Origin of the sequence: Pontibacillus sp. HN14 (assembly GCF_021129245.1) — a bacterium.
GTDB lineage: Bacteria > Bacillota > Bacilli > Bacillales > BH030062 > Pontibacillus.
Genome location: NZ_JAJOLR010000001.1, coordinates 515,561 through 530,283, shown reverse-complemented (window position 1 = coordinate 530,283; position 14,723 = coordinate 515,561). Strand labels below are relative to the sequence as shown.

At 40.7% G+C, this 14,723-nt stretch carries 12 protein-coding genes; 1 reads left to right on the top strand and 11 read right to left on the bottom strand.

The features are described from left to right. Positions 1 to 174: 174 nt before the first annotated feature. The 10 genes from rsmB to LQ226_RS02640 all read right to left on the bottom strand — a co-directional run bounded on the left by rsmB (position 175) and on the right by LQ226_RS02640 (position 12,536). Complete coding sequence (rsmB, locus tag LQ226_RS02685) at positions 175 to 1,524, bottom strand: 16S rRNA (cytosine(967)-C(5))-methyltransferase RsmB (protein ID WP_231417552.1); 1,350 nt, start codon at positions 1,522 to 1,524, stop codon at positions 175 to 177. Further along, complete coding sequence (fmt, locus tag LQ226_RS02680; protein WP_231416299.1) at positions 1,517 to 2,464, bottom strand: methionyl-tRNA formyltransferase; 948 nt, start codon at positions 2,462 to 2,464, stop codon at positions 1,517 to 1,519. The genes rsmB and fmt overlap by 8 nt, the downstream gene beginning before the upstream one ends. 16 nt (positions 2,465 to 2,480) lie before the next feature. Beyond that, positions 2,481 to 4,892, bottom strand: coding sequence for a primosomal protein N' (gene priA, locus LQ226_RS02675; RefSeq protein ID WP_231416298.1), 2,412 nt, complete (start codon positions 4,890 to 4,892; stop codon positions 2,481 to 2,483). Next, positions 4,889 to 6,094 (bottom strand): bifunctional phosphopantothenoylcysteine decarboxylase/phosphopantothenate--cysteine ligase CoaBC, encoded by a 1,206-nt coding sequence (gene coaBC / locus LQ226_RS02670; RefSeq protein WP_231416297.1) that lies wholly within the window; start codon positions 6,092 to 6,094, stop codon positions 4,889 to 4,891. Before coaBC ends, priA begins: the two co-directional genes overlap by 4 nt. A 50-nt stretch (positions 6,095 to 6,144) precedes the next feature. Continuing rightward, positions 6,145 to 6,345, bottom strand: coding sequence for a DNA-directed RNA polymerase subunit omega (gene rpoZ, locus LQ226_RS02665; protein WP_231416296.1), 201 nt, complete (start codon positions 6,343 to 6,345; stop codon positions 6,145 to 6,147). Then, a complete protein-coding gene (gene gmk, locus LQ226_RS02660; RefSeq protein WP_231416295.1) occupies positions 6,342 to 6,962 on the bottom strand; it encodes a guanylate kinase in 621 nt (206 codons plus the stop codon). The genes rpoZ and gmk overlap by 4 nt, the downstream gene beginning before the upstream one ends. Before the next feature lie 10 nt (positions 6,963 to 6,972). After that, positions 6,973 to 7,236: an extracellular matrix/biofilm regulator RemA gene (remA, locus tag LQ226_RS02655; RefSeq protein WP_036778562.1), complete on the bottom strand. Its 264-nt coding sequence runs from the start codon at positions 7,234 to 7,236 to the stop codon at positions 6,973 to 6,975. Positions 7,237 to 7,324: 88 nt separating this feature from the next. Continuing rightward, positions 7,325 to 8,206 carry a YicC/YloC family endoribonuclease gene (locus tag LQ226_RS02650; RefSeq protein WP_231416294.1) on the bottom strand — a complete coding sequence of 294 codons (882 nt, stop codon included), beginning with the start codon at positions 8,204 to 8,206 and terminating at the stop codon, positions 7,325 to 7,327. 121 nt (positions 8,207 to 8,327) lie between these two features. After that, complete coding sequence (locus tag LQ226_RS02645) at positions 8,328 to 9,623, bottom strand: NCS2 family permease (RefSeq protein ID WP_231416293.1); 1,296 nt, start codon at positions 9,621 to 9,623, stop codon at positions 8,328 to 8,330. 255 nt (positions 9,624 to 9,878) lie between these two features. Beyond that, the gene (locus tag LQ226_RS02640) at positions 9,879 to 12,536 is read right to left on the bottom strand and encodes a calcium-translocating P-type ATPase, SERCA-type (RefSeq protein WP_231416292.1); all 2,658 of its coding nucleotides are present in this window, start codon (positions 12,534 to 12,536) and stop codon (positions 9,879 to 9,881) included. Positions 12,537 to 12,629: 93 nt separating this feature from the next. Between LQ226_RS02640 and LQ226_RS02635 the strand changes: the two genes are divergently transcribed. Then, positions 12,630 to 14,345, top strand: coding sequence for an Rqc2 family fibronectin-binding protein (locus LQ226_RS02635; protein ID WP_231417551.1), 1,716 nt, complete (start codon positions 12,630 to 12,632; stop codon positions 14,343 to 14,345). 44 nt (positions 14,346 to 14,389) lie between these two features. Here LQ226_RS02635 and LQ226_RS02630 read toward each other — a convergent pair whose 3' ends face one another. Next, positions 14,390 to 14,695 carry a hypothetical protein gene (locus LQ226_RS02630; protein WP_231416291.1) on the bottom strand — a complete coding sequence of 102 codons (306 nt, stop codon included), beginning with the start codon at positions 14,693 to 14,695 and terminating at the stop codon, positions 14,390 to 14,392. Positions 14,696 to 14,723: the final 28 nt, after the last annotated feature.

Below are 14,723 nucleotides of genomic sequence, written 5' to 3'. Positions count from 1 at the left end.
AAACTGACTACCCATTTTCATCCAACACATAAACTTTTAGCAGAAGCGCTTCATCCAGAAAGCATTTCTACGAATCTCTATTGTTGCATTATCATCTTTTACAAAAAATTCCCCTTTTGAGTACCTCTTAATCATAGGTACCCAAAAAGAGTCGAAATATTTTTATAATACTTCTTATTGTTTGCGCTTAAGGCGTGTTAAGAAGAACCCATCCGTATCAAAGTCTTGAGGGAAAAGTTGAAGGCCCCATTCACTGATACCAGGGAGATCCTTACATTCTTCAGGTAATTCATTAAAGAAAGCTTTGTCCACTTCAAAATCAGGATGACGGCTTAAAAAAGATTGGATGACTTCTTCGTTCTCCTGCCGATCTACCGTACAAGTGCTATATACTAGTGTACCATGTTTTTTCATTAATGCGCTGACGGATTCAAGAAGCTCTTTTTGAATAGCAGATAATGAATCAATATCGTCTTCTGTTTTCGAATATTTAATGTCTGGTTTACCCCTAACAACACCAAGGCCAGAACACGGAGCATCTAATAGTACCCTGTCAAACGATTCAGCCCCGATTAACTCAGGAAGGTGTCTCGCATCTGCCTGGGCTGTGGAGATATTCGTTAACCCTAGCTGGTTCGCCTTTTCTGCTACGAGCTTTACTTTCTTCTTGTGAAGATCAAAAGAAGCTACCTGACCTGTATTGTTCATCTTCTCAGCTATATGAGTCGATTTCCCACCAGGAGCACTACAAGAATCAAGCACATGCATGCCCTCTTCTAGGTTCATCATTTCAGCGACAAGCATTGAACTTTCATCTTGAACGGTTACGCCGCCCTCTTTAAAAATGGAGTGGTGTAGAATGTTACCTGAGAAAATGATAATCCCTTGCGGAGAAAGAATCGATTCTTCGCAGTCAAATCCATCTTCTTTTAGCGTCTCCATCACTTGATCTCTTGAGAAACGTGTTGTATTCACACGAACAGACATTGTCGGTCTTTCGAGATTCTGTCGGCACATTTTAGCCGTTTCTTCAAGGCCATACATGTCACTCCAACGTTTGACCATCCATTTGGGGTGACTTGTTTCAATGGCAACTCGTTCAATAGGGTCATCAATCTGATCAAGAGAGGGCACTCCCTTTCTTTGAAGGTTTCTGAGCACTCCATTTACCATTGAAACAATGCCCTTATGTCCGCGTTTCTTCGCAATCTCGACGGCTTCATGAATAATAGCATGGTCCGGCACACGCTCTAAGTAAACCATCTGATAACAGGACATATAAAGAAGCCAAAGCACCCAAGGTTTTAACTTCTTCTTATTCTTGACAAATGGTGTGATGTAGTAATCTAACGTATCCTTTCGTTGGATCGTGCCGTAAACAATTTCCGTTAATAAAGAGGTATCTCGATCGGAGAGACCTCTTTTTTCGATTGTTTGATGAATTAAAAGATGGCTATATCCCCCATTTTCACCAACACGACTTACAATATCTAATGCTGCGTTTCTAAGAGCCATTTCACTCATTTTCTTCACCTAGTAGGTCCCCTTTTTGAAGGGATTGACCTGCCCCTCTTAGAAAGTCACCTGCACTCATTCGTTTTTTCCCAGAAGGTTGGATATCTGTTAATTTAATTCCCATGCCGTTTCCGCAAACGACTACAAATCCATCTTCATCTAAACGAACTACTTCCCCTGGCTTTCCAGCAAAATTGTCTTGAACTTTAACTCCCCACCAAACTTTCATGGGCTTACCGTTCCAAGTTGTAAACGCTACAGGCCATGGGTGTAACCCGCGTATGTGATTGTAAACCGTCTCCGCATCTTGATTCCAATTAATACGTTCTTGCTCACGTTTTATATTAGAAGCAAACGTTACCTGACTTTCATCCTGTTTAACAGGCGTGATCTTACCATCCAGTAATTCAGGTAATGTGTCGTGCAAGAGTGCTGCCCCCACTTCTGAAAGCTTATCGTGAAGGGTACCAACGTGGTCTTCCTCTTCAATCGCTACTGTACGCTTTGAAAGAATGTCCCCTGCATCTAGGGCTTCTACCATATACATAATAGTGACACCAGTTTCTTTCTTACCTTCAAGTATAGAGTAGTGGATCGGCGCTCCTCCTCTTAGTTCAGGGAGAATCGATGCATGGACGTTTATACAGCCATACTCCGGCACCTCTAATAATTCTTTTGGTAAGATTTGACCAAATGCAGCTGTGACAATAAGGTCTGGATTATACTCTAATACATCTTTATATTCATGCTTGATCTTTTCAGGCTGAAGAACAGGAATATGGTGCCGCTCTGCTTCTACTTTAACAGGTGGTGGCGTCATTTCCCTCTTTCTCCCTTTCGGTCGGTCTGGCTGGGTGACTACAGCCACCACATTATATTGATCTGCAATTAATTGTTGTAAAACGGGTACAGCAAAATCAGGCGTCCCCATAAATACGATACGCTTCATTTCAACATCTCCTTTCTTACATTAGCTGGTACGGTTGAAAATCGATTGTGAGCTGCAAATCCTTTTGTTGAATAGCGTCCTCATATATTTGAAATAGTCGATTCATGACCTTGTGTAATGTAGGTTCATCTCTATATTTTATCATGCATTGATATCGATATCTATCTTTGATCCTGGTCAGCGGTGATGGTGTAGGACCTAAAATAATCGCTTGATCCGATAGGTGATCACGCAAGAATTGCACCATCTTCTGCGTTACATCCATTGTGTACAAATGGTTAGGATGAGATACAGTTAAAAGGGTCAAAAAGTAATAAGGAGGATAACGGAACGTTTTCCTCATTTTCATTTCCTTCTTATAGAAAGCTTCGAAATCATACTGACTTGCCATTTCAATACTGTAGTGCTCAGGTGTATAACTCTGGACAATAACCTCACCAGGTAGCGTATGTCTTCCGGCACGGCCACTAACCTGAGTTAATAACTGAAACGTTTTCTCTGAGGAGCGAAAGTCAGGAAGGTGTAGCAATGAGTCTGCAGCTAAAACGCCAACAAGGGTTACGTTGCCAAAGTCCAACCCCTTAGCAATCATTTGAGTCCCTAATAAAACATCCGCTTCCTTCTCCGCGAATTTCGTTAACAATCTTTCATGTGAACCTTTTCGACGAGTTGTATCTACATCCATTCGAATAATTCTGACCTCAGGTATGAGTTGTTGGAGAGACTCCTCTACTTTTTGAGTTCCAGTACCGAAGTAGCGAATGGTATCACTCTCACAGCTCGGACATGTCTTTGGCATAGGCTCTTCATGGGAACAATAATGGCACTTTAATCGTTCTGCTTTCCTGTGATATGTCAAAGCAATATCACAATGAGGGCATTCTTTGACCTCTCCGCAATCTCGGCACATGACAAATGTAGAATACCCACGTCTATTTAGAAAGAGCACGACCTGCTCCCCTTTTTGAATGCGGTCTTCTATTTTCTCTCGAAGCTTAATTGAGAACATCGACCGATTTCCAGCATGGAGTTCCTCTCTCATGTCGACAAGCTCGACTTCTGGCATGCTGGCATTGTTCATTCGCTTTTTCAATGTCAGAAGTTGATAGACATCTTTTTGTGCCCTTGCGAACGATTCGAGGGTTGGAGTCGCACTTCCTAGTACAACAGGGCAATTATGATACTTTCCTCGCTCAATGGCTACATCCCTGGCGTGGTATCTCGGATAGTCTTCTTGCTTATAACTAGATTCGTGTTCCTCATCAATAATAATAATGCCGATCTTCTCAAAAGGGGCAAATATAGCGGAGCGAGCCCCCACAGCTACCTGCACCTCTTTTCGTTGAATCTTTCTCCACTCATCAAACTTTTCACCTGCAGATAAGGCACTATGTAGTACGGCCACTCTTGAACCAAAACGTCCTTTAAAACGCTCTACCATTTGAGGGGTAAGGGCAATTTCAGGGACAAGTACAATGGCTTCACGACCTTCATCGAGCACCTGTTGAATGGACTGAAGATACACTTCTGTCTTACCGCTCCCCGTTACACCGTGAAGAAGAAAGGGCACATGTCGTTTCTCCTCAATTGAAGCGAGAACAGGTTCAATAGCTTCTTGCTGCTCCTCAGTTAAGGGAAAAGGCTGGGTCCTTTCATACTCTCTTTGTTCATAAGGATCACGATACACTTCTTTTGAAACAGTCTTCAAAATTCCTTTTTCAAGCAATGGCTTTAAAGAGGCTCTTGTTGTCTTCAATTCTTCTAGTAAAGCTTTTTGCAAAATTTCATCCGGATAATCAATAAAATATGCAAGTATTAAACGTTGTTTCTTAGCTTGTTTAGGAGTGTCATGATAGATCTCTTCTAAGTGATGCGGAGGCACAGCAGGCACAATATACATTTCTTTTTTCTTTGTTTCTTTGCCCTTTACTTTGTAATGAACCTCTACGACGCCTTCTTGAATATACTTTTGAAGCTTAGAATACGTCATAGGAGAAGCTTCAATTTCTTCATAAGGGATAACGCCTCTTCCCCCAAATAAAGGATCTAATTCTTCTGGTATAGAATCTTGTTCAGCCAAAAGCCAGAGCTCTTTCTCATACTTCGCTTTCAGCAATTGAGGGAGCATAGCTTGGTAAGCTGAAACATAGAAGCAAAGCGTTGACTCTGAGATCCACCTGCCAAGTTGTATAAGTTCAGGGGTTAAGACTGGTGTTAAATCCATCACATCTTGTATATATTTTAAGCGGCTAAAACTGGTCTGATCTGTCACCTGTAAGACAAACCCCATGATCTTTCGCGGCCCAAAAGGTATAATGACGCGCATACCAGGAGTTACGACACCCATAAGGTGCTCTGGTATTTTATAATCAAATGGACGATTGGTTTGACTTGTAGGCACATCTACAATGACTCGTGCAATATTCACTTCTGACCATCCTTTAGCTCATCTGACACCTGAATTAAAATTTTGTGCGCTACGTCTTCTTTTGATTGAAGAGGAAGGCTCCATTCTAACCCATGTTTATTTAAGTAAGTTACGACGTTTGTGTCTGCACCAAAACCAGCTCCTGCTTCAGCTACATTGTTCACAACAATCGCATCCGCATTCTTTTTAGCGAGCTTTTGCTTCCCGTAATGTATCGGTTCATTGGTTTCTGCTGCAAATCCAACTACAAATTGATCCGTTTTAACCTTCCCAATCTCACCTAAAATGTCTTTAGTACGCTCCATCTCAATCGATAAAGGCCCTTCTTTTTTCTTCATCTTTTGATCATGAAACACAGCAGGACGATAATCAGCTACAGCGGCAGTCTTAATGACAACATCTACATTGTCTAGTTCTTTCATAACCGCTTCATACATTTCTTGAGCTGACTCGGTCTGAATAACCTTTATACCACTAGGTGGATCAATTGTCACAGGGCCTGAGACAAGGATGACGTTAGCTCCAAGCTCTCTAGCTTTTTGCGCAAATGCATAACCCATTTTTCCTGTTGAAAAGTTTGTAAAGAACCGGACAGGGTCCACCCTTTCACGCGTTGGTCCCGCTGTAACGAGAACCTTCTTACCTTTAAGGGGAAGTGAGAGACTTTCTTGCTGCTCCAATACTGAGACAATGGTTTCAGGTTCTTCTAATCGACCCTTCCCAACATACCCACAAGCTAAATAACCTTCACCAGGTTCTATAAAACGATAGCCATATGTTTCGAGTTTTTTTAAATTGTTTTGAACAGCGGGGTGGGCATACATATGCACGTTCATAGCGGGTGCTACATACACAGGAGCCTCACTTGCTAATAAGGTTGTCGTAAGCATGTCATCAGCTATCCCATTTGCAACTTTCCCTATAAGATTGGCTGTAGCAGGGGCAAGAATTATCAAATCAGCCCAATCGGCTACATCAATATGTGAGATTTGTTCAGGAATCTTTTCATCAAATGTATCAGTATAAACCGGATTTCGTGACAATGCCTGAAACGTTAAAGGCGTGACGAACTCTGTTGCACTGCTTGTCATAATGACGGTGACATCTGCACCCGCTTGGACAAGTTTACTCGTTAAAGCACAAGCTTTATAAGCCGCTATACCACCTGAGACACCTAAGACAACCTTCTTTCCTTTAAGCATGATTACCCATCCTTCCCATCTACATAAAAATAACAACCTTAGTAAGGTTGTTATTCTTCGTGTTTATAATGAAGTTTGCCTTCTTTAATTTCTTCAAGTGCAATCCCCACGTATTTCTTTGAATCAAAAGAGTCAATTAAATACTTGTTTGTTTCTTGCATTTGACGTGCTCGTCGAGCTGAAATCGTTACTAACGTATACTTTGAATTAATGGATTCCATAAGAGAATCAATGGATGGTTCTAACATCATGAATCATCACGCTCCAATGCTTGTTTGTATTGTTTAGCTACTCGATCTCGCTTGCAGTGTTCACTTCTTACAATGGACTGAACGGTATCTACCGCACGATCAATTTGATCGTTGACTACTACATAATCGTAATAATCCATCATTTCAATTTCTTCTTTTGCTGCTGCTAAACGATTTCGAACCAATTCTTCTGTTTCTGTACCGCGACTAATAATGCGGTCTTTTAATTCCTCAAGACTTGGTGGGATTAAGAATACAAAAACTCCTTGAGGGAAGTTTTCTTTCACCTGTAATGCGCCCTGGACTTCAATTTCAAGGAATACATCATTACCAGCTTCAAGTTGTTGTTCAACATAATCTTTCGGCGTTCCATAATAATTTCCCACGTACTGAGCATATTCAATCAACTTTTTATTCTCGATTAGCGTTTCAAATTCCTCTTTACTCTTAAAGAAGTAATCAACACCATCTACTTCCCCTTCTCGTGGAGATCTGGTTGTCATCGAAATAGAATATTTCAGATCTGTATCCTTTTCAAAAAGAGACTTCCTTACTGTCCCCTTTCCAACTCCGGAAGGACCGGACAAAATAAATAAAATCCCTTTCTCGTCTATCACAATAAAGCTCCTACCCTTCTTCTGACATATCGTCATGACTTGTAACGCGTCCACCCACAGTTTCAGGTTGAACAGCTGATAACACAACATGATCGCTGTCAGTAATAATTACCGCACGCGTCCTGCGGCCGTATGTAGCATCTACCAATTTATTATTATCCCGAGCAACGGTTATAATTCTTTTGATTGGCGCTGATTCTGGTGACACGATGGAAATGATACGGTTTGCGGAAACTACGTTACCAAACCCAATATTGATTAGTCGTAAGCTCAATGTGGCTCCTCCTTCATCATCTAAAAACCATTCAATAGTACATATGAATACTATAATTATATGAAAAATTTTATGATAAACTCAATCATTATTCAACATTTTGTACTTGTTCTTTTATTTTTTCTATTTCACTCTTTAATAATACTACCCATTCACTAATTTTTGAATCCGTTGATTTAGAGCCTATTGTATTGGTTTCCCTGTTCATTTCTTGAACGATGAAATCAAGTTTGCGTCCGATGGAATCGTCTACATCTAAAGTTGTAACAAACTGATCAGTGTGACTATACAAACGCGTAATTTCTTCTGCTATATCACCTTTTTCAGCTAGTAACCCTACTTCATGGAGGAGTCGTGATTCCTCTAATGGAAGGGCTTGTTGAGCATATTCTTCAATTCTTGATTTAATACGCTCCTGTGTTTCTTGTACAACTAATGGTCTTCGACTTCTTAAATCTTCCACAATCGTAGCGACCTTATTCAAGCGGTCCTTAAGGTCCTCTTGTAAGGCCTCTCCTTCTCTCACACGCATTGAAACCACTTTCTCAGCAGCTTCATTCACACATGAAAGAATAACTGATTCCATACGGTCTTCGTGTTCCTCTAACTCTTGAATAGTAAACAGATCTTCGAGCTTCGTCAAGACATTTACCGAAATTTCTTCTTGTAAACCATATCGTTCTTTCGCTTCTTTTAATTGCTGTATGTATTGATCGAGTAGCTCCCAGTCTGTTTTCACTTGACGTTTTGTAAGCGCATTTCCTTCAATCGTAATAAATAATTCAACACGTCCTCTTATGAAAGGATGCTGTAATGCTTTTTTGATTTTCTCTTCAAGATAAAGGAGAGACCTTGGCATCTTAGGGGTAATATCTAAAAAACGATGATTTACCGTCTTTATTTCAACTGTAATGCTCGTTTCTTGGATTGTCCTACTACTTCTTCCATAGCCAGTCATACTTCTAACCATACCATCCCACCTCTTATTAAAGATTATATCCTATTCTAACATACCCAAGACACGTTAAAAGAACTAAGGTGTATCTATAATAAAAACTGCCCCTTTAAAAAGGAGCAGTTCTGACTACTATTTAGTGAGCCGGGAAAAATACTAGCTGAATCGCAAACAAAATACCGAATAAATATAAAAGCCAAGAAACATCTTTTCCTTTACCACTTACTACCTTTAATAATGGGTACGTTATAAAGCCCATTGCAATACCTGTGGCAATGCTTGAAGTAAGAGGCATTGTTAAGATTATAATAAAGCTTGGGAAGGCTTCATCAAAGCTTTTCCAGTCGACTCTTGATAATCCTTCCATCATAAAACAACCTACAATGATAAGGACTGGTGCTGTAATAGCAGAAACTCCAGAGATGGCTTGAATAAATGGAGAGAAGAACATCGAAAGGAAGAACAACCCTGCAATGACTAGAGAGGTTAATCCTGTTCGTCCTCCAGCAGCTACACCTGAGGTTGATTCAACATAAGCGGTAGAAGGGCTTGAGCCAAATGTAGAGCCAACCGTTGTAGCAATGGCGTCTGCCATTAGCGCAGGTCTAGCTTTAGGCATTTTCCCATCTTTCATAAATCCTGCCTGTTCTGCTACTCCAACTAACGTTCCTGTCGTATCAAAGATTGTAACTAATAAAAAGGCAAACACAACAGCATATAGTCCCTCAGTAAAGACCCCGGCAATATCCATTTCGAAGAATACTGGCGTTGGTGGCATAGACATAAATCCATTAAACTGAAGCTGATTGGTAAAGTACGCAATGATGGCTGTAATGACAATCCCATAAAAGAGAGCCCCTTTTACATTTCGGGCCATTAAGATCAGCGTGATAAATAATCCTGCAATGGATAATAGCGTATTTGGCGCTTGAAGGTTACCAAGGGTTAAAAGTCCCGCTTCTCCTCCATCAACAATAATCCCACTAAACTGAAGGCCTAAAAAGGCAATAAACAAACCAATTCCAGAAGTGATTCCAAATTTTAGTGAATTAGGAATAGCTTCAATTAATTTCTCGCGTAAACTTGTAAAACTAAGTAAAAGGAAAATAACACCTGCAATAAACACAGCCCCAAAAACGATGGTGTACGATAATCCATATTTTGTGACGACCGTAACAAAATAGGCATTTAACCCCATCCCTGGTGCGATGGCGATTGGGTAATTTGCGAGTAATGCCATAAGCAGCGTTCCGACTAGAGCTGAAATAATAGTAGCCATAAACACTTGTCCAGATGGCACACCAGCATTTCCAAGGATAACTGGATTGACAAATATAATATAAACCATTGTGAGGAATGTGGTAATCCCTGCATTGATTTCTGTTCGGACCGTAGTTCCATTTTCATTTAATTTAAAAAAACGATTCAACATCTTTCACCTGCTTTTACGAATGATAATAACAAACATTGATAATAATATTCGTTTTTTAGATATATTTCAATACAAAATCTTAATTTCCCTCATAATTTTATTAGTAAAGTGTGATTATAGGGGCCCTATATAGCTTTGCTAAAGTCTTTATGAACTAGTGTAACCTTATTTACATTATTACTTCATCGTTCCCCAGGAATAAAAAAAACATAAAAAGCATTCTTCTAAAGAAGAATGCTTTCTAACTATTTTATGCTATTTTTTAGAAAACCCCCACAAAAACGTCGGGATTGCTCCTAAAGCAGTAATAAACAGCCAATCCCTTATAGGAAGGTCCATTGTATGGAAGACCTCGTGAAGTGGATCATAATAAATGACCACAAGCATGAGCAATACTGAAGATAAAACGGCCCCTAGTAAATACAGATTAGAAAAAGGATTTCGGGCAAAGACTGAGCGTTCACTTCTGCAATCAAAAACATGAATAAGTTGAGCGACGACTAACGTGCTAAAAGCCACCGTTTGTGCATATAGCAACCTTTCCGGATTTCCCTGGTAGGCCATCATAAAGGCGATTAGTGTAACAATTCCAATCATAAATCCCCTTGAAATGATTTTAAAGCCAAGTCCTCTTGCAAAAACTCCTTCTCCAGGGCTTCGTGGAGGTCGTTTCATTACATTACGTTCTGATTGATCTAATCCAAGTGCCATAGCCGGCAACCCGTCTGTAACAAGATTCACCCATAGAATCTGAACAGGTACTAATGGTAATGGGAGCGCAAGAAACATCGCAAAAAGCATCACTAAAATCTCTCCCACATTTGAAGCTAGCAAATACCGAATGAATTTGCGTATATTCTCATAAATGTTTCTGCCTTCTTGAATGGCTGAACGAATGGTTGCAAAGTTATCGTCTAGAAGAACAAGAGAAGAAGCTTCTTTCGCAACGTCTGTTCCGCTCTGCCCCATTGATATGCCGATATCACTAGCTTTAATGGCAGGAGCATCATTTACTCCATCCCCCGTCATAGCAACGACATGGCCTCGATTTTGAAACGCATTCACAATTCTCAATTTATGGTGAGGAGTTACACGTGCAAATACGTATGTTTCATCAATAATAGCCTCTAATTGATCGTCACTCATTGAAGATAACTGAGCCCCTTCTACAACTCGTCCACCTTCAGGCATTAATTCGAGATCCCTGGCAATCGCATGGGCTGTTTTAGCATGGTCTCCTGTAATCATCACGGTTTTAATGCCAGCTTGACGGCAGTCATCTATGGCCCGCTTCACTTCTTTACGAGGAGGATCAATGATCCCGGTTATCCCCATGAAGGTCAGATCTTTTTCAAGTTCAAAGTTATTGTATGATTGACCTTTTTTTAGCGTTTTATAGCAAATGGCAATTGTACGAAGGGCCTGATTAGTCATTGTACTAAGAATATTTTCAACTTCTCTTTCATCCTTAGGTTTTAACGGGCGTTGCCCACTTGAAGAATAAATGGATGTACTGCGAGGTAATAATACATCCGGCGCACCTTTGACGATAACGACACGTTCCCCGTTCTGATGCTCTGCAATTACCGTCATACGCTTTCGATCTGAATCAAAAGGGATTTCGTATGTGACCTTCCATTCCTTCATTTGTTCTTCTGTTATCCCTGCCTTATATCCGACAACTTTTAAAGCCCCTTCTGTCGGATCTCCATCCACCAAATATCGATCATCCCGCTTCAAGATACTGGCGTGGTTACAGAGCGACCCGTATAAAAGCATACGATTAATCCCCGGAATTTCCCTCACGTTGGTTTCAATATCCCGTTCAAAAAATGCACCAAACGGATCATACCCTTCGCCTGTCACGTACAAATGATCCTCTATCGTACTTACTTGCTTTACAGTCATTTGATTTTCTGTCATCGTTCCCGTCTTGTCTGAACAGATAACGGAGGCGCAGCCTAACGTTTCAACAGCTGACAACTTCCTGACAATTGCCTTTTTCTTAATCATCCGTTGAACTCCAAGTGACAACGCAACTGTAACAATGGCAGGCAGCCCTTCTGGAATGGCGGCAACCGCTAAAGAGACACCAGCTAAAAACATTTCATATAATGGGTGCCCACGATAAACGCCTACAACGACAACAAACGCTGTTAACAAAAGGGCAGTAAAGATCAGAATCTTCCCTAGTTCAGCCAACTTTCGCTCAAGAGGCGTTGGCTTTCTCGATGTTTGAACGAGCAACGAAGCGATCTGTCCCATTGCCGTTTTCATACCAGTCCCTACCACAACTCCAACCCCGCTGCCCCTAGTTACGAGTGTTCCTGAAAAAGCCATATTTGCCTGATCCCCAAGTTCAAGTGTTTCATCCATTAAGTGATTTTCATGCTTAAGCACTGGAAGTGACTCACCTGTTAAAGAAGATTCCTCCACCTCGAGCCCACTCGTCTTGATTAATCGAAGATCTGCACTCAAACGATCTCCACTTGTGACTTTTACGATATCTCCCATTACAAGATCTGCAGAAGGAACCTTAATCCAGCTCCCATCCCTCAATACTTGAGCATGAGGGGCAGAAAGTTCCTTTAGTTTAGATAGTGACTTCTCCGCCTTCTGTTCCTGAAAAAAACCAAGTACTGCGTTCACAAACACTATAGCCATAATGGCAACCGCATCCACATATTCCCCGAGTAATCCCGAAATGAGAGTGGCTGCTAGAAGGACAAGAACCATGAAATCCTGAAACTGGCGGAAAAATAACAACAGAACATTGATTGATTTTCCCTCTTCTAACTTATTGGGACCAAGCTTTTTCAAGCGGCTCTCTGCTTGCTTTGAAGAGAGTCCCTTGTCCATATTTACATCTAGCTTCTCCGCTAGATTCTCAGCACTATATTGATACCAATTCACGTAACATTCCTCCTGAAAGTGATGAGTCTATGCTATATCTATTCAGACTCGTCCAAAAAAATGCTATAATCGGTATATTGTGAGGTGATTACCATGTCTTTTGATGGCGTTGTCACCCGGGCAGTCACACACGAATTAATGGAAATGTTAACTCCCGGACGAATTATGAAGATCTATCAGCCAACGCAAACCGAACTTATTGTCACGATTCGTAGCAAAGGAAAAAACCACAGTCTCTTACTCTCAGCACACCCTTCCTACGCTCGAATACATGTGACAGAAGATACGTATCAAAATCCAAAAGAACCGCCAATGTTTTGTATGCTTCTCCGCAAGCACTTAGTCGGTGGATTTATTGAGTCCATCGAACAGCTTGAAATGGAGCGCGTCATTCAAATCAAAGTCCGTGGAAAAGACGAAATTGGTGATGAAACAACCAAAACTCTCGTGATGGAAATCATGGGTAAGCATAGTAATATTATTTTAGTTGATCAGGAACGAGACATGATTTTAGACAGCATTAAACACGTCTCTCCTTCTCAAAGCAGCTACCGTACAGTGCTACCAGGTCACTCGTACCGCCGGCCTCCTGATCAAGGAAAGACAAACCCACTTACTCTAGAACCAGAAGTCTTTGTGAAAAAACTAGACTTTAATTCTGGGCGTATGGATAAACAAATCATGGGCATTCTCATGGGCTTTTCACCTATGATTGCGACAGAGATTAATTATAGAGCTCGTCTCGGCTCCGCTTCTACTTATCAGGCAACATTTAGTCGTATTCAAGAGCAGCTCATCCAACATGATTATACGCCTCAGTTATTTAGAGGACAGAAGGAACAATTTTACGTTCTTCCTTTAGAATCTATTCAAGCTGAAACAGAAACGTATAACACAGTCAGTGAACTTCTTGATGCCTACTATAGCGGGAAAGCAGAACGAGACCGTGTCAAGCAGCAAGCTGGTGATCTTGCTCGTTTTATGAAGAATGAACGTGATAAAAACATTCGTAAAATCAAAAAACATGAAGAAACCCTTCAAAAAGCCGAAAAAGCAGATGAATTTCAGCGGCAAGGAGAACTATTGACGGCTCATATGCATCTTGTTAAACAAGGGGATGCGTCCGTCACAGTCGTTGATTATTACGACCCAGAACAAGGGGAACGAACGATTGAGTTAAACCCTAATAAAACTCCGAGTGAAAACGCACAAAGTTACTTTGCTACCTATTCAAAGATGAAAAAATCTAAAGAAGTTGTGCAAACAGAAATCGAAAAAGCAAAAGAAGAAATTGCTTACTTCGATCAACTTATCCAACAAATTGAATCAGCCCGTGAAGAGGATGTTGAGGAAATAAGAGAAGAGCTACGTGAAGAAGGCTATATGAAAGCAAAACCACAAAAGAAGAAAAAGAAACCACAAGCACCTAAGCCTGAAACGTATATATCAACTGATGGCACAACCATCCTAGTCGGAAAGAACAACAAGCAAAATGAATATGTAACCACGCGCATGGCTAACCGCAATGACTATTGGTTACACACGAAAGATATCCCTGGGTCACATGTGGTGATCAGAAGTGAGGATCCGAGTGATGAGACACTGCAAGAAGCAGCTTTACTCGCTGCCTATTTCAGTAAATCGAAGGCTTCCTCTTCTGTCCCAGTAGATTACACGTTGATCCGTCATGTTAAGAAACCAAACGGGGCTAAGCCTGGTTTTGTTACCTATGACAATCAGAAGACACTTTTTGTTACACCGGATGAAGCGTTTATTCGTACTATGAAAAACAATCAATCAGACGCATAAAAAAAGGACGAAATCTGCTGGATTTCGTCCTTTTTCTTTATTAATCAATAAGCCCAAAAGATGCCTACAAATAAAGCAATGGCTCCGAAGTATGTTAAAAAAGCATACAACCACTCTCTTTTTTGTCCTCGTCCAATTAAAAGAACATTAAGGACACCAAATAGCGTAAGTGAAATGATGAGGCTCAATAGAGCTTTAATATTGAAAATCGGAGCCGCCATTGATAGGAAGATCCAAAAGTAGAGGTATAAGTAACACGTAAACACACCAAGCACAGCATTGCTACTCATTACTGTTGCTTGCTTTTTAAAAGACATGTCATCACGACCCTTTATGTGTACATTTGACATGATTGTACAACGGAAGGTTCATGCTGAC